The sequence below is a fragment of the Pedobacter sp. A2324 genome (assembly GCF_059693705.1).
Genome location: NZ_JCASSK010000002.1, coordinates 196,441 through 213,622 on the forward strand (window position 1 = coordinate 196,441; position 17,182 = coordinate 213,622).

A 17,182-nucleotide genomic window follows, 5' to 3' on the forward strand; every position below is an offset into this window, starting at 1 on the left:
CAGATAAACGCCTAATCAATTGATTTACAAAAGCTAAACAGAAAAATTTTTATTTCAACTGTTTCGCCAAACTTAACTTCAATTCTTTAATCCCTTTAGCGGCCAGGCCTGCAATTTCCTTAGCCCCATACGGACTTAAATGGGTATCGTCCTTTTTGCCTTTAGGGTAGTTGACATTTCCTGAATCTACATGATTAAATAATTTAATAGACTCCTGCTCTCCTAATCGGGTTAAAAGCGATTCGGTTTTCAACAGCATATCAATCAATGGTACTTTCAATGAATCGGCTACTTGTCGGGTGATGCGGGGATAGTCTCCGTGGGTATCGATCAGTACTCCATTTTTAAAACTTCTTCTCGCAATTGGCGTAAGCAGTACCGGGAGTGCTTTTTTACTTCTTGTCTCATTTACATAATTCACCAGATTAATTTTAAAATCATTTAATGAAACCCCAACAGTTGGCTTGTCTACCTTTTCATCATTGTGGCCAAACTCTATAAAAACGTAATCACCAGGTTTCAAATTTTCAAAAACAGGTTGCCACCTTTTCTCAGCCCGGAACGACTTTGTGCTTCTTCCATTCAACGCACGGTTATCAACTTTAATCTGTTCTTTAAAAAAAGATTGGAATTCCATCCCCCATCCGGTTTCCGGATAAGCATTAACACTTTTATTGGCAGCGGTTGAATCACCAATAATGTATACGGTGGTTTGTTTTTGCACTAATCTAAAGGCGCTTAATCCAAGGAGGATGGAAACCGCAAGCAAGGTATAAAGTTTTGTTCTCATCATTATTCAGAAATTAGTGGATTCCAGGAATCTGTTCCACTAAGTATATTTTTTATGGTATATTTTTTATTTTCTTTTTCGCTTAACTGCCTGGCCCACGGAACCCTGCTTTGAGTCGAGGCACCAGCACCGATATTATAGTACTCGGCATAAAATGTTGTTTTTTCCTTTTCAGGAAACATTAAATCCCCCTTCCATGGATTCCATCCCGCAGGCACAATATGTTTACCTAAATCGCATCTAACAAATACAGTCTTTGCGTATGGTCGCCACGGCCTGCCCAGATAGGTTTTGGTTACCAGTGAATCAGCAATCAGTTTACAATTCAAAAATACAAATCCGAAAGCTTGATTTTTGGAGGTAGATGCCGCAGTAATGTAAGAATCTGATAAACTTTTGATTGTGCAATCTTGAAATACAACCGTTGCGGTACCAAATATGAAATCTGTTGTTCCTTCAATAATACAATTACGATAAAATTGCCTGCTTTTTTCTGTAGCTACATATAGTGTATCCTGATTCCCTAATAAGCTGCAATTTACCGCGATAAAACGGTCACCTTCCACATGAAGCGCTACTGCTTGTCCTACTCGTCCGGATGAATTCACAACCGTTAAGTTCATTAGTTTAACGTCATTCGCCTGCACTAAAATGGTATACGAGTTATAGGTAGTAAATTTGTCTCTTCCAAATCCATCTTTTCCGGAAGGAATAATCTTTCCTGAATAATCATTAAAAGTGATTATGGTATTTTCCCTGGTCTCACCAATTAAGGTTATCTTCGTTTTCCACGAGGGTATGATCACTTTCTCAGGGTAAATGCCATTTTTAATATAAATCTTAACTTCTTTCTCACCAAGATCGCGCACAGCATTAACAGCTTCCTGGATCGTTTTGTAGTGAGCTGATCCATCTTTAGATACCGTGATTTCTGAGGGATATTTTGGGTCTTGAGCAAGGGCTTTTTGCCAGTGACTTAAAGTGAATAATACGAAAACAAAAAAGAGATTTAAGGCAGATTTCGTCATCTGATTAACATGTAAAAGTTACGATAAATTTCAATAAAAAAGGGCAGAAAAACCTGCCCCTGAAAAAATAAATTAATATGTCCACCTTGGATCGCCGATTGCTGTAGCGGTATTACTTGCCGTTCTCAGTGCAGAACCTGCCGGAAGCTGAAAGTTAGTTGTTGAGGCCGTCCAGCCTAAATCTATTGTCTGATTACTTGTTAACGTAGCTGTGCCGAAAGTTAAGGCTGTTCCTGCTGTGAGTGCTGTCGATAAGTTGAAGTAATTGCTGTTGGAGATACTTAACGAACTTCCGGTTCCCGTACCCCTAATGGCTGCCGCATTAACGGTAGATGATTTTGGTGTGTTAGCAAAAATACTGTTTTGAATACTAAAGATAACTGGATTAGTATTTGCATCAAGTAAAGCGTATCTAGCGCTTCCGCCAAAGCCGTTTATGGTAGAATAACTGATTTGTACTGAAGGAGTCTGATCTCCCGTAGCAATAGTAGAAGCCAATATCAAACCAGGACCACAATTATAAAGTGTGGATTTTGAAACGATAATACTATTAAACTGAAGCTTCGTGATGTTAAAAGTATAGTAAGTTGAGGTTCCATTCGCCCCCATGTCGTAAACAACAGAATTGTTAACAGTAATTCCGGTAATTTTGAAATCTTTTGCATTTGTTCCCCGGTCGCCGCGCAAAAATGCTGTGGTAGATCCATGTGCAATACAGTTGTCGACAACAATATTGGTGAACGTAGCGGCCGAACCATTCGCAGCCTGCGACCCGATCAGGTTTAAAAAATACAATGAGGCGCCGGGAGTCCCATCAAATTCAATACCGGATAAAGTAACCCCGGCTCCGGTTCCTTCCAGATCGAACTCTTTATAATTGACTTTAGTATCAGATGGGTTACCTGAAGTTGACTTAATGGTTATTGTTTTTTGGGTGATAAAAGAAGTAGCGGTTAACGTGTAGGTCCCTGGATTTAATCCGATAACAGCTCCGTTCGCGGCTCCGGTTATCGCCGCTGCCAGATCATCCCCCGGATTAAGTCTTACCGTATAGGTTGTCGGTGCAAGGGTAGTAAAGGTGGTGATGCCTTTGCTTTTAGTCCCGTCGAAAAGCTCCGCAGTATATTTGGTGGCAGCAGTTAAACCCGTGATAGATTTTAAACCGGCAGAAGCCTCTGCCGGGCTCAACGTTGTAGTGATTGCAGTTCCGGTTGCCGGAGTTAAAACAATAGTACTCAAGCCTACCGTTGGCGTATAACGCAACACTACATTATTTTCTTTTACCTCACTATCCCGTATGGGTAAAAACAACTGAATGCCCGTTAACTGGAAACCACCGCTTCGTACATATTTTGATTCAGGTTGTGTTTCCGTTGCATTGGCCTTAATCCTTGCATAATATTTGGTGCGTACGGCAAGATTATCCTCGGTAACTGTTACCCCCGCAGTATCCGCGGTTGTACTGTATTTAATTGTCGAAAACAGTGAATCGGTTGAAAAATCAATACTGTATTTCAAAACCTTACCGGTTGACATTAAGGGCAAAGTCCATGTTAATTTAGCAGACGTTTCTCCTGCAGAAATTTTAACATCGCTCGGCTTAAAAATCCGTGCCGGGTCTGTTGGTGCATCATCTGTCTTTTTACAAGATGAAGCCAGCAGTACAATTACTGATAAAAGCATCAGCTTAATCCCTAGTTGCAATATAATTTTTTTCATGATTAGGATGTAAATAAATTAGTAACCATTATTCTGAACAATATTTGGATTTTCAATCAAAACCGTTTTCGGATAAGGGAAAAGTTCTTTTTTATTCGCTTCGAAGTAATATGCTAAACCCGTAGATGTTCCTGTAATTGAATTATCTTCAGTCACCGCTTTTCTCCAGTTTTTAGTGGTATAACCCGTTGGCGCAGTTGAGCTACCCAGTCCTGTCGATACAAATACATTGTTAGGTGTACCCCCATACAGGTCTAAGGTTGCAACTTCATTTACACTGGTTCCCTGAAGGTAGTTCCCTTCTTTTGCGTATAAATAATCTGGCACACCCGTGTATGCACCGCTTCCGGCAATTAAGGCCCTTAGTTTTGTCCTGGTTTCATCAAATTTACTCCCCAGCAAATTCCAGCGGATCAAATCATACTTACGTATTCCCTCGCCACCAAATTCCAAAAGTCTTTCTTTAACAATTGAGGTGAAAAAGCCTGCTTTATCAGTTGGTGTAGCCGGAATTTGAGTCTCAAAGCCTGCATAGGCACGCCTCTGTACTTCTTGCAAAGCGCTGATCGCCGCAGCGGATGGCGCACCATTGATTTCGTTATCCGCTTCAGCATACATCAGTAAAACATCTGAAAACCTCAGTATCGGCCAGTTAATGGCAAAGTTTTGAGACGAGGAAGAGCCGTTAAAAGCGGTCCACGATTTGCGGAACTTTGCGTCCGTCATATTAAACAGGGTATTAATGATCTTTTTAGAGGTCGCTGTGATTTCAAAAACTCCAATAGTAACATCTCTTCTACAATCTTTTGTTACATCAAACTCATAGAAATAAGTCGGGACGGCATTCATACCGCCACCGCCTGAGCCAAAAGTAGATGCTGAATTAAACCGGATACCATTATAGTAACCCAGTTTACTATCAGTTGAGGCATTGCTCCCATAAGCTGCTACCTCCATCATTAACTCATGAGCATCATCGTACCGGGTTCCATGCAGGGATTTAAAAACATTTTCGTAAACCGGATTTAATGTATGCTGAGAACGGTTGTTCATCAGATCCAAACATTCATCATAAGCAATTTTATAATAAGTAATGTAATCACTTGCACGAACATTTTGTGTTCCTTTCAGGGAATAACCACCACGTGCCAATGCAATTCTTGCCCTCAATCCTTTAATGGCACCTTTGGTAAACCTAAAACTGCCATACTCGGTTAGGGCACTTCTCCAGGGCACCAGATCTTCCGCAACCTTTAAGTCGGCAATAATCTGATCATAGGTCTTATTGCGATCTACATTAGCCCCATAAAGTGTTTCTGCGTCTGCTGCTGGTACAAAAGATGCAGGTACATCTCCCCAATTTCTGATCAGCTCATAAAAGAACTGCGCTCTCAGTGCCAGTGCCTCACCATAATAGCGTTTCATTAGTGCCTGCTCAGCAGCAGAACCGTTGCTGTAAAGTTTGGAAGAAGGAATATATTTGATACAAATGTTTGCCCGTTCTATACCAGCGTATAGCTGCAAAAATGGGTTGATGAGGTCAGTATTATCAGAACTCGCCCCGTACATACTAATCCCTCTACGATCAGATGAGCTGTAACTGCCCGAGGTTTTAAAATCATCGGCACCCAATCCAAACAGCGTGGAAATCCGGCTGCCATAACCATTATCCCCGCAAAGACGATTATAAACAGCAATCAGTGCGGCATTTGTATAAGTTGTGCTCTCGAAAACTACCTCGGGTGAAGAAGTAGATGGCGATTCCACATCAAGATATTTTTTACAGGAAGTAGTAATACTCAATGCTCCAACAGCAATAACCATTAAAGCAGATTTTATAAATTTATTGTTCATTGTTCTTTAATGTTGATGTTAAAATACCATATTGATTCCTGCAAGAATATACCTGCTTCTTGGGTATGCAGCATAATCTACCCCCGGAGTAAGTGGATTTGTTCTGCGGGTATTGGCCTCGGGATCATAACCTGTATAACCGGTTATGGTATAAAGATTATTCACTGTTCCATACACCCGTAATTTAGAAATGAAGCCTGTTTTTTTAATTAATGATGAAGGCAGGGTATAACCTAGGGTAACGTTGCTTATTCTCAGAAAAGATCCGTCTTCAATGGCATAGGATGTTAAAGCGTAATTACCGGTTGTTGGCGTCCACATGCTTGTATTGGCATTCATGGCTGTTAACAATGCCGGATCAGTAACCTTTACACCATTGGCATCGAAGTTTTGCCAGCGATCATTCATTACAGCCAGTAAATTATTATCCTTTACATTATACTGGGAAGTAAATTCAAGCTTATTTGCGTTGTACACTTTACTTCCGTAACTAAAGTTTACGAAAACAGTGAGGTCAAAATTCTTGTATGCAAACTGATTGTTAAAGCCTCCTGTAAATTTCGGCTGCGCATTCCCCAAAACTGTTCTGTCATCATCGCCAATGATCATGCTTGATGATGAAGATAACTTCTTAACTTTCATATCGCCAGGCTGTGGATTTTTATTTCCCAGTAAAGCATAGCTGTTGGCAATTCCTGATTTTAAAGTGTAGGTATAGCTTCCATTTGTATTTTGCACGTAGGTAAAATCATCAACTGTATAACGCCCGTCTGATACAAACCCATAAAATTGCCCAACAGGTTGCCCTACCTCAACTTTAAAATCACCTAAGCTATTTACCCACCCTGATTGGGTAATGTATGAGCTTACACCGTTTTGCAGGGCAACAATTTTGTTCTTATTAAATGAAATATTGAAGCTTGTATTGTACGTAAAGTTTTTAGTTTTAATTGCCTGATAGTTCAACTGAAATTCCCATCCTGTATTTTGGGTTTTACCCACATTTTGCTGCTGGGTAGTGTAACCTGTAGTTTGTGGTACATTAGCATTCAATAACAGGTTTTTTGTTTTGTTATCGTAATAATCAACAGTTAGTGTCAACTTATTTTTAAACAGATCAATATCCAAACCTGCATTAGTCGAAGTATTGGTTTCCCAGGTAATGTTTGGATTTGATAGAATCGTTCCGGTACTGGTTCCGGTGATTAAGCCAGTTGTAACGCCTGCATCAGAAGCCGCATAGCCTCCTGCGGTCGAATTTGAATAAAACAGTGTTCTGAATAAATCCTGTCCGATGCGGTTATTTCCTGCAGCACCATAACTCACCCGGACCTTCAGGTTATCCAGCCATTTCAGATCCAGATCTTTGAAAAATTTCTCTTCTGATGCACGCCATGCTACCTGACCTGATGGAAAATATCCCCATTGCTTACCTTCAGCAAATAACGACGATGCATCTGTACGGAAATTGAAGGTTGCAAAGTACTTATTTTTAAAACCATAAGATGCCCGTCCAAATAACGAAAATTGTCTTGTTCCGGAAATGAGCGACGTTGGCTTATCCTGTACCGAACCTGCCGGTGGCTCTGCTTTCTGGATGCTTCCAAATGCTTCTTCCGCAGTAATATTTACTGGGAACCATTTGATGGTCGAACTCCCTGCAGTTACATCAATCATGTTTGTTTCCTCACCTATTAATAAATCAAGGTTATGGTCTTTACCCAGCGTTGGTTTGTAATTTAAGGTATTGGTGTTCAGAATGCTTTTTGTCGTGGAGTTATCCAGTTGAATAGCCGGCAAGCCTGCATTGTTTCTTGCCACATTACTCACCGGTCCGTTAAATGTATTGATTTTCCTATCGGAGAAAGTCATCCCCACAGTACTCTTAAAAGTTAAATTCCTGAGGATCGTATATTGCAAATATCCACTGCTGATCAGGTCATTTCTGTAATCGTATTTCAACTCCTGGTTAGCCAGCGTAATAGGATTGGTTAATCCTGTTGTTAAATAATCTGCATCAAATAAATCTCCCGAATCGCTGCCACCATTATAAGGCTGATAACGCACGGAGTTCCTCAGGCGATTCGTTCCTTGCGAACCGGTAGATGAAGTTCCGACCCCATCAATACGCTGGCGGCTGTAACGAACGTTCACCCCCATTCTGAGCTTATCTGAAATTCTATGATCGAAACGGAAAGACGCGAAAGTTCTTTTATAACCCGAATTAAGCATGATCCCATCTTCTCCCGTATTATTTATTGAAAAATTATAGGTTGTCTTTTCATTGCCGCCTGATAAATTGAGGATCTGGGTATTGCTCCATGCCTGACGCCCGAAAACCTTATCCTGCCAGTCGATATTCTGGATGTTTTTATAAATGTCCAGATCCTCAAAAGTTCCATATTTCTTGGTAAAAGTATCTTTTACATCCTGTGCTGTATTGTTATTGTACAATTCATACTGATATTTTACAAACTCGTAAGGGTTCATCACATCAAGCTTATTCACAATTTGCCTTGCACCCGCATAGGCATCAAATGATACAATCGTCCGGCCATTTTTACCACTTTTAGTCGTAATAATGAGTACCCCATTCGCTCCGCGGCTACCGTAAATGGATGTGGAAGCGACATCTTTCAGCAAATCCATGCTCTCAATCTCGTTCGGAGATAAGATAGACAGTGCATTCTCAACCTGAATTCCGTCCACGATATACAGGGGAGAATTGTCACCTGTTAAGGAACTTCCACCGCGAACTTTAATCACCACCTCTGCTCCCGGGCTCCCTTCAGTAGAGGCCACTGATACCCCCGCCATTTTACCTGCCAAAGCCTGAGCTACCGTACTTACCGGAAACTGATCTATATCTTTTCCTTTAATCGACGATACTGAACCCGTTAAGGCTTCCTTTCTAACTGACCCATAGCCAATATTTACCGTTACCTCCTGTAGGGTATTGGCATCTTCCTCAAGAGAAACATCGAGTTTTGTCTGGTCAGTAACCCCGACACTTTTGGTTTTATAACCAATGTATGTAAAAGTAAGTATTGCACCTTTGGCGGGCACACTAATCTTATAGATACCATTGGCATCTGTACTGGCTCCTGTTTTCGAGTCTCTCACTGTAACGCTTACACCAACCAGCGGCTGACCATCAGTTTTATCCTTTACGGTTCCGGTTAGTTGTTTGTTTTGCGCCTGAGCTACAGATAATTCTGAAAAAAGGAGAAATGCAAAAAAGAGTAGAACTCTGCTCATAACTGTTATTTTAAAATATTTGGTTGCTGATATACGTTGTGCAATTGCTGCACATAGAATATAATTCTATTTCGAAATGTTATTGTTCGTTAATATTTGGTTACGTTGTGTAAGCAATTTTACAAACTTAAAATGGTATGAAACTTTATTTAACTAAAAAAGTGTGCAAACGTTCCCAAAAACGTAGTTTGAACGTTTATTAATCTTCCTTACAAAACCAGCAGAAGATATATTTTTCGTAACTTGTACCCAATACGCAAGATGAGATTTGAAACTTCGACCATAAAAGATATTGCTAAAGCTTTGGGACTTTCGACATCGACTGTCTCCAGGGCTTTAAGAGACCGTTACGAAATCAGTGAAGAGACAAAAAAGCTGGTATTGGCATATGCTGGGAAGGTAAATTACCGGGCAAACCCTATTGCGCGCAGCCTGAAAGAAAGAAGAAGCTACTCCATAGGCATTATTGTAAGTGAAATAGCCAATAATTTTTTTTCACAGGTAATTAATGGCATTGAATCAATTGCGTATGCAAAAGACTACCATGTCATCATTTCGCAAAGCCACGAATCTTTTGCGCAGGAAAAACTCAACGTTGAGCATCTGGCATCCAGATCTATTGACGGTTTGCTGATCGCCCTTTCTTCAGAGACACAAGATCTTCACTATCTGCGCGATTTGTATTCAAAAGGTCTTCCTATCGTATTTTTCGACCGGGTACCACAGGATTTTGAAACGCATAAAGTCATTGCCAACAATTTCAAAGGTGCATTTGACGCTACTGAACACCTGATTTTATCGGGTAAGCGCACCATTGCTCATTTGACAAATTCAGAAAACCTGTCCATTACCAGAGAACGCCTGAAAGGTTACCAGGCAGCATTAAACAAATACCACATTGGGTTTAATCCTGATCTGGTAAAATATTGCCAGCACGGAGGAATGCATAGCGAAGAGCTTGAACAGGCCGTGAAAGAACTTTTACCGCTAAAACCTGATGGCATTTTTATATCAAGCGACCGCCTTACAACAGGTTGTATTATGGCTTTAAAAAAGACCAATCCTGAAGTCGCAAACACAATCGCTATAGCTGGCTTTACCAACTCCAATCTGGTTGAACTCTTTTCTCCTTCCCTGACTTCAGTTAAACAGCCTGCCTTTGAAATGGGACAAGTGGCTACTGAATTACTGATATCGATGATCGAAGCCAAGCGTCCCGTAACTGAATTTGAAACTAAAATATTAGATACTGAACTGGTTAAAATGATAAAGCCTAAGCTATAGGTATTCGATTTCTTACTCAAACACCTATCTCCAAACTAATTACTACCTTTGCAAAATGGTAGAAATCATATTAAAGAAGGGAAAAGAAAAAGCAGCATTGCAAAGGCATCCATGGGTATTTTCTGGTGCTTTGGAAAAAGTTAAAGGAAAACCTGAAGATGGAGAAGTAGTAAAAGTTTTTGCTTTCGACAATGAATTTCTAGCCTATGGTTACTACAATAGCAATTCGCGTGTTGCCGTTCGCCTTCTGGAATGGGATGAAGAGCGAGCGATCAACAAACAATGGTATGAGAACAGGCTGAAACAAGCTATTGCTTCGCGGCAGTTTATATTAAGCGAACAAACGAATACCTGCAGACTGATATTTAGCGAGGCCGACTTTTTGCCGGGCCTAATCGTAGATAAATATGGAGATTTCCTATCCTTACAGATTTTAAGTTCAGGGATTGAAAAAGAGAAGGCAACAATCGTTGAGATACTCAGGAACGAGCTGCAACCTAAAGGCATTTTTGATAAAAGCGATGCCACTGCCCGAACTCACGAGGGCCTCCCTGTGGAAAATGGATTGCTTTGGGGTGAAACACCACCCGAATTTCTTGAAGTAAAAGAAAATGGTATTGCCTATAATATCAATATTGCCGAAGGCCAAAAGTCTGGATTTTATTGCGATCAGCGCGATAACAGGCAAATCCTGGCCAGTTACACAAAGGGTAAAAACGTACTGGATTGCTTTAGCTACAGCGGTGGCTTTAGCCTGAATAGTTTAGCAAACGATGCCGCAAGTGTTACCAGTGTGGATAGTTCGGGTTTGGCAGTAGAAACCTTGAAACAAAATGTTGAACTTAACAAATTTGATGTAAGTAAGGTTAACGCCATTCAATCTGACGTAAACAAACAATTAAGAGCTTTTAAAGAAGCGGGTGAGTTATTCGATGTAATTGTCCTTGACCCGCCGAAATATGCACCTTCACGGTCGGCATTAGATCGTGCGGCGCGCGCTTACAAGGATTTAAACAGACTTGGAATGCTTCTTTTGGAGAAAGGTGGCTTACTCGCTACTTTTTCATGTTCTGGAGCAGTGGATATTGAAACGTTTAAGCAGATTATAGCCTGGTCGGCACTCGATGCAGGTAAAGAAGTACAAATCATTAAACAATTCTGCCAGCCGGAAGATCATCCTGTCCGGATTTCCTTTCCGGAAGGTGAATATCTGAAAGGCCTTTTGCTAAGGGTTTTATAATTGCATTCTACAAATACTTGTGCGGAAACACTGACTTAAGTGTTTCCGTGTACAAAATCTATATCTCTTCCGAACTGTCCGGAAGCTTATCATACTCCCCTTTCCACGCATAAAAGCCAAAAATCATCAGACCCAGGCTAATTGGTAAAAAGATAAATAGTATAATTGCCCACTGGAGCATGGTATTTGTTCTTTCAATATCCGTATGGGTTAAGCCAACTTTGTCTACTGCCTGCAGAAATAGAAAAGTCATCGCAACCGGTCCCAATACCATCCATACTAATCCTAAAAATTTCTTTAAAATATTCATCCCTTTAATCATTAATGTGTTCGTCCTTTTTGTTCGATAGATAAATTGTTCCGATGATTAAGCTGAGTGTAGCAATCCCGATCGGATACCACAATCCCGACAGCGGAGTGGAACCCGCAAAACTCGCGATCAATGTGGCGATAAAAGGGACAAGCCCTCCGAAGACGCCGTTACCAATATGGTAAGGCAACGACATAGAAGTATATCTGATTTTCGTAGGAAACAACTCAACCAGAAAGGCTGCAATCGGCCCGTAAACCATGGTAACCAGCAAAATCTGAAAAAATATAAGACCGACAAACTTCCAGAAAACAGGTTTCGAAAGTATCTTATCCCGAATGACTTCTTTTGCTGGCAAAACTCCTCTGCTTGCAGATACCGTATCAACCTGGACTTTGCTAAATGAAGTTCCATTTGTAAGCATTACCTGGGTTATGGAAGTATGTAAACTGTCTGGCGTGCCTGCGATCAATTCGTGTTTAATTTTTGGCAGTTTAAAAGTTGCAGCACTCATATCCATTTTCGTTGGATCTGTATCATCCAGAAATGTCTGATAGATTGGTCTGTAAAAAATAATCCCCAGGAGCATCCCACAAAGCATGATCCATTTCCTGCCAACTTTGTCGCTCCAGGCACCAAATACAACAAAAAATGGTGTCGCAAAAGCAATTCCCCAAAGCAAAATATACCGCGAATCGTTAAAATCAAGTTTGCAGGTGTTCTCTAAAAACGATTGTGCATAAAACTGCCCCGTATACCAGATAACCCCCTGGCCCATCGTTGCACCGAAAAGAGCAAGCAAAACCATTTTAAAATTCGCTTTATTGTTAAAACTTTCTTTCAAAGGATTTTTCGAAATGTTCCCTTCAGCCTTAAGTTTAGAGAAAAGCGGCGATTCATGCATCTTCATCCTGATGTATACCGATACCACCACGAGAACAATGGAGAGCAAAAATGGTATTCTCCATCCCCAGTCGCCGAAAGTATCAGCACCCAGAATATTTTTTGTGATGACAATTACGCCCAGCGACAAAAACAAGCCAAGCGTTGCTGTCGTTTGAATCCAGCTGGTAAAAAAGCCTCTTCTGTTTTCCGGGGCGTGCTCCGCAACATAAGTTGCGGCTCCCCCGTATTCGCCACCAAGGGCTAAACCCTGTATCAACCTCAATACCAATACCAGAATTGGCGCAGCATAACCAATGGTCTTATATGAAGGTATCAACCCAATGAAAAAAGTAGAGCCACCCATCAAAACCAGCGTCAGAAGAAAAGTATACTTCCTTCCAATCAAATCGCCCAGCCGGCCAAATACCAGCGCTCCAAAAGGGCGTACAATAAAACCTGCAGCAAAGATAGCCAGCGTATTAATCAGTGCAGATGCCCCCGCATCTTCAGGAAAAAGCTGATGCCCGATGATGACAGCAAGACTGCCAAAGATGTAAAAATCGTACCATTCGATTAAGGTGCCTAAAGATGATGCACCGATAACTTTGAAGATGTTATTCTTCGGCAAGGTTTCGCTCATAAATTGAAAATATTTGGTTTTCCTAATATAAACATATGAAATCCAATTGGCAACCTGTACTGTCGGCTTCTGAAATTCGAGCATTTTGAAACATTTGGGCTTTTATTTTGTATTTTCATTTTCCAGTTCAAGAATATGCTCATTATACAAAATATCCGACTTAGTAGAATTTTAAGAAACACGTGGCAGGTTGATTTAATTATGATTGCCTCCTGTACCGCAGCTTACTTCGTAAGGGAATATCTTATTGCTCACCACTTTGTTATCCCAACCATCATCCCTACAGTTTTGGGTACAGCAATTGCATTTTTTATCGGTTTTAATAATAATCAGGCTTATGACAGGTGGTGGGAAGCCCGTAAAATATGGGGTGCTCTGGTGAATGATTCCCGGTCTTTTGCCCGGGCGGTGATCAATTACGTTGATGAGGATGAGGAAACAACAACAAGAATGGTGCATAGACATATTGCATTTCTTTACGCGCTAAAAGCCAGTCTTCGAGGAACAGTAGACGAAATCTATATTAAGTACCTCCCGGATGAAGACCTCAAAGAAATCGCTAAGCACAACAACGCACATAACGCCATCCTGAATATTCAGTCAAGAGATTTACAGAAATTATCGAAAGCCAATGCAATTGATGGTTTCCGCTTCATGGAAATTAACGAAATGCTGGTTAGGTTTTCTGATTCTATGGGGATGAGCGAAAGAATTAAGAATACCATATTCCCAACCACTTACTCTTATTTAACAAAGGTATTTATCTGGCTTTTCGTAGTTACCTTTACTCTGGTCATTAGTCAGGATGCAGGCCCCGCCTCCATATTTTTAGGCTGGCTGATCGGATTTGTTTTTGTATCTACACAAGTCAACGGTATGAGCCTGGTTGATCCGTTTGAAAATAATTCCGCAGGCGTTCCATTGAATTCCATTACCCGAACCATCGAAATCAATCTGCTACAAATGCTTGAGGAGAATGACGTTCCGGATCCGGTAAAACCCATTAACGATGAATATATTCTCTAAAGTTTGTTTTTCCGTTTACCAATCCAGATCAGCAGTAAAGAAAGCAGCCAAAACAATACCACACAAAAAAAAGCATTTAAAATGGCTTTGGGATAGCCAATGTTTACTACATTAATAAAGGGATAAGGGTATTCATTAATGAGTAAACCTCTCACGATTACGAATACGATGTAAGCCAGCGGATAAATTAACCAATGCGTTGCAGACCTATACCTAAGCCTGGATTTATCAACGAAAAATATCCAGAAAATCAACATCAGCAACGGACTAACAACATGCAGGAGTTCATCAGCTACGCGCGACCAGCCTTCCTGTAAAACCAAACCACGCAGCAAAAAATTATAGATTAATCCAACCACAATAATATAGACCGTAATTGCTGTAATCGTTGCGGCGCGGCGAAAAAAGTCACGAATTTTACCTTTCGGAAAAATACTGATAACCATAAAGCAGCTCGCTACAATAATGTTTGTGGTTACGGTAAAAAACGACAGGAATATCTTTAGGGTCTCTATATAATGATAATGAGCTTGTTTTAAACTAACCACAAACTGCAATAAAATGGAAAACCATACTACAATTGCTGTAACTGTTGCGTAGATCTTTGCTGCCTGGGAATACTTCATAATAATCGGGAAATAAATAATGCTTATCAGATTCAAGATAAGCATTTCATATTTTAAATAAAGCTTGTTTATAAAAAAGCAGATCGCCCGGGCCTGCTTTTATAAACTTCCTGTAAGCGCCACCAAAAACTCTGTAGGTATCTCAATGTGGGGAATGTGCCCGCAGGCTTCGAATTCAACGATTTTTGCCCCGGGTATTTTTGCTGCAGTTTGCTTGCCTAAAAAACGGTACTGACCATGTAAAGCTTGTTGATCAGGACTTAATAATCCTTTCCCCACAATAGTTTTATCTTCTTTGCCAATAAACAAGACAGTGGGCACCTTGATATTCTGGAACTCATACACTACGGGTTGCTCATAAATCATAGTAAAGGTAAGCGCAGCCACTTTTGCCCAACGTGGGTAATCAGCACTGGCAGTTACCCCACCGGCAATGTTCACGAGGTATTCGTATTCAGGCTTCCAATAGGTGAAATAAGAAGTTTGATAATATTTGCGAACACTTTCAGCAGATGTTTTAAGTTCCGTTTGATATTGTTGCGCGGTGGTAACATAAGGTACAAATGTCCGGTAGTCTTCTAAGCCAATCGGGTTTTCCAGAAGAAGTTTTTCAGTTCTGTCGGGGTAAAGCAAAGCAAATCTTGTCGCCAGCATCCCGCCCATACTATGCCCCAGTACCACAGCTTTCTGTACGCCCAACGTATCCAGTAATTTTTTGTTCCATGCGGCCATCTGATGAAAGCTATAGTGAATAAAGGGCTTGGATGATTTACCAAATCCTATCTGATCTGGCACCACTACACGGTAGCCAATATCAGTTAATGTCTTAATTACATTTGTCCAGTAATATCCCCCGAAATTTTTTCCATGAAAAAGTATAGCCGTTTTACCATTTGCATTTTTCGTTGGGGCTACATCCATATAGGCCATTCTTACGTCCTGGCTTTCAACCGTAATTGGAAGATATTTAACAGGGTATGGGTATTTCACATTCTCCAGCGTGATGGAAAGCGTATCTGTAAGTTGTACAGCCGATGCATTGAATATAAAAGATGAAAGGGCTATTAAAAGGAAAAATTTCTTCATAAAGGATCTGAACTTAATCTGTAAACAATAAACACGATTAGGCTTAAAAACCATGCCTGTTTTAGTGTGTTATCATATAAATGACAAAATTATGCCCAGGCCTTGTGGAGAACTTGGTTAAGTAGCAAGAAAACCAATTTTATATATTTACCATTATGCAAAGTCAAGCCCCTCTAGCCGAAAGAATGCGTCCTCAAAATCTTGATGAATATGTAGGGCAAAAACATCTTGTGGGGCAAGGTGCAGTTTTGCGCAAGGCCATCGAAAGCAGCCAGCTTCCCTCCATGATTTTCTGGGGTCCCCCGGGTGTTGGTAAAACCACACTGGCCTATATTATTTCACAAACTTTAGACCGGCCTTTTTTCAACCTGAGTGCCATCAACAGTGGGGTTAAAGACATCCGGGAAGTAATTGACCGTGCTGCTCAACTGAAAGACAGTTTCCTGGGCTTACCCATATTATTTATTGATGAAATTCACCGCTTCAGCAAATCGCAGCAGGATAGCCTATTGGGTGCTGTAGAAAGAGGCTTGGTGACACTGATCGGTGCCACTACTGAGAACCCATCATTTGAGGTGATCTCCGCATTGCTTTCACGCTGTCAGGTTTACATTTTAAAATCACTAACCGAAGAAGAACTGGCAGGTTTACTCCACACTGCAATCCAGAAAGATATCCTTCTAAAGGAAAAGAAAATAACCATTAATGAACATGAAGCGTTAATCAGGCTAAGTGGAGGCGATGCCCGGAAACTGCTGAATGTATTGGAGATAGCCATCAATGGCATTGGTGGCAATAAAATTACGCTCACCAATGAAAATGTTCTTGCTCACGCCCAGCAGAATCTGGCGTTATATGATAAAGCCGGTGAGCAACATTATGACATCATTTCGGCCTTTATCAAATCTATTCGTGGCAGCGATCCAAATGCGGCGGTGTACTGGCTGGCAAGAATGATTGAAGGAGGTGAAGATCCACTGTTCATTGCCCGCAGGCTTTTAATCCTGTCGTCAGAAGATATCGGAAATGCCAATCCGAACGCGCTATTACTTGCTAACAACTGCTTTACGGCCGTTAATGTGATCGGATATCCTGAAGCGAGAATTATCCTTTCTCAATGTGTAACCTACCTGGCCAGTTCTGCAAAAAGTAATGCCTCTTACGAAGCGATTAACCATGCACAGGCATTGGTTAAACAAACAGGAAACTTACCAGTCCCCTTACATATCCGGAATGCGCCAACAAAGCTGATGAAAAACATAGGCTATGGAAAAGACTATAAATATGCTCACAGCTATGATGGTAATTTCGAAGCGCAGGAATATTTCCCTGACGAGTTAAGCGGAACCAAACTTTATGATCCGGGTAAAAATGCTGCCGAAGAAAAACTTCGGGAAAAGCTACGCCAGAACTGGAAAGATAAATACAACTATTAG

13 protein-coding genes are annotated in these 17,182 nt (G+C 40.8%); 4 read left to right on the forward strand and 9 right to left on the reverse strand.

Going from position 1 to position 17,182, the window contains the following annotated elements:
• Positions 1 to 49: 49 nt before the first annotated feature.
• From AC570I_RS05910 to AC570I_RS05930, 5 genes are all read right to left on the reverse strand, one after another.
• Entirely contained in the window at positions 50 to 793 is a 744-nt protein-coding gene (locus AC570I_RS05910; RefSeq protein ID WP_047800183.1) for a rhamnogalacturonan acetylesterase, read from the reverse strand.
• Positions 793 to 1,818 (reverse strand): pectinesterase family protein, encoded by a 1,026-nt coding sequence (locus tag AC570I_RS05915; protein WP_497404761.1) that lies wholly within the window; start codon positions 1,816 to 1,818, stop codon positions 793 to 795. Before AC570I_RS05915 ends, AC570I_RS05910 begins: the two co-directional genes overlap by 1 nt.
• A gap of 72 nt (positions 1,819 to 1,890) precedes the next feature.
• Positions 1,891 to 3,537: a hypothetical protein gene (locus AC570I_RS05920; RefSeq protein ID WP_497404762.1), complete on the reverse strand. Its 1,647-nt coding sequence runs from the start codon at positions 3,535 to 3,537 to the stop codon at positions 1,891 to 1,893.
• 18 nt (positions 3,538 to 3,555) lie between these two features.
• Positions 3,556 to 5,391, reverse strand: coding sequence for a RagB/SusD family nutrient uptake outer membrane protein (locus tag AC570I_RS05925; RefSeq protein ID WP_047800180.1), 1,836 nt, complete (start codon positions 5,389 to 5,391; stop codon positions 3,556 to 3,558).
• Between the two features lie 18 nt (positions 5,392 to 5,409).
• Positions 5,410 to 8,649 carry a SusC/RagA family TonB-linked outer membrane protein gene (locus tag AC570I_RS05930; protein WP_047800179.1) on the reverse strand — a complete coding sequence of 1,080 codons (3,240 nt, stop codon included), beginning with the start codon at positions 8,647 to 8,649 and terminating at the stop codon, positions 5,410 to 5,412.
• 261 nt (positions 8,650 to 8,910) lie between these two features.
• Between AC570I_RS05930 and AC570I_RS05935 the strand changes: the two genes are divergently transcribed.
• Entirely contained in the window at positions 8,911 to 9,933 is a 1,023-nt protein-coding gene (locus AC570I_RS05935; RefSeq protein WP_047800178.1) for a LacI family DNA-binding transcriptional regulator, read from the forward strand.
• Between the two features lie 55 nt (positions 9,934 to 9,988).
• Complete coding sequence (locus AC570I_RS05940) at positions 9,989 to 11,173, forward strand: class I SAM-dependent rRNA methyltransferase (protein WP_047800177.1); 1,185 nt, start codon at positions 9,989 to 9,991, stop codon at positions 11,171 to 11,173.
• A 58-nt stretch (positions 11,174 to 11,231) separates the two neighbouring features.
• On the opposite strand, the gene AC570I_RS05945 is transcribed toward AC570I_RS05940, so the two are convergent.
• On the reverse strand, positions 11,232 to 11,483 hold the full coding sequence (locus AC570I_RS05945; RefSeq protein ID WP_047800417.1) for a DUF6814 family protein: 252 nt from the start codon (positions 11,481 to 11,483) through the stop codon (positions 11,232 to 11,234).
• A gap of 4 nt (positions 11,484 to 11,487) precedes the next feature.
• A complete protein-coding gene (locus AC570I_RS05950) occupies positions 11,488 to 13,008 on the reverse strand; it encodes an MFS transporter (protein WP_047800416.1) in 1,521 nt (506 codons plus the stop codon).
• A 135-nt stretch (positions 13,009 to 13,143) separates the two neighbouring features.
• Here AC570I_RS05950 and AC570I_RS05955 point away from each other — a divergent pair, with 135 nt between their 5' ends.
• Positions 13,144 to 14,034, forward strand: a complete 891-nt coding sequence (locus AC570I_RS05955) for a bestrophin family protein (RefSeq protein WP_497404763.1) — start codon at positions 13,144 to 13,146, stop codon at positions 14,032 to 14,034.
• On the opposite strand, the gene AC570I_RS05960 is transcribed toward AC570I_RS05955, so the two are convergent.
• On the reverse strand, positions 14,031 to 14,660 hold the full coding sequence (locus tag AC570I_RS05960; protein WP_047800415.1) for a Pr6Pr family membrane protein: 630 nt from the start codon (positions 14,658 to 14,660) through the stop codon (positions 14,031 to 14,033). The genes AC570I_RS05955 and AC570I_RS05960 overlap by 4 nt on opposite strands.
• A gap of 99 nt (positions 14,661 to 14,759) precedes the next feature.
• Positions 14,760 to 15,746: an alpha/beta fold hydrolase gene (locus AC570I_RS05965; RefSeq protein ID WP_047800175.1), complete on the reverse strand. Its 987-nt coding sequence runs from the start codon at positions 15,744 to 15,746 to the stop codon at positions 14,760 to 14,762.
• Between the two features lie 155 nt (positions 15,747 to 15,901).
• On the opposite strand from AC570I_RS05965, the gene AC570I_RS05970 reads away from it, so the two are divergent.
• Positions 15,902 to 17,182, forward strand: coding sequence for a replication-associated recombination protein A (locus AC570I_RS05970; RefSeq protein ID WP_047800174.1), 1,281 nt, complete (start codon positions 15,902 to 15,904; stop codon positions 17,180 to 17,182).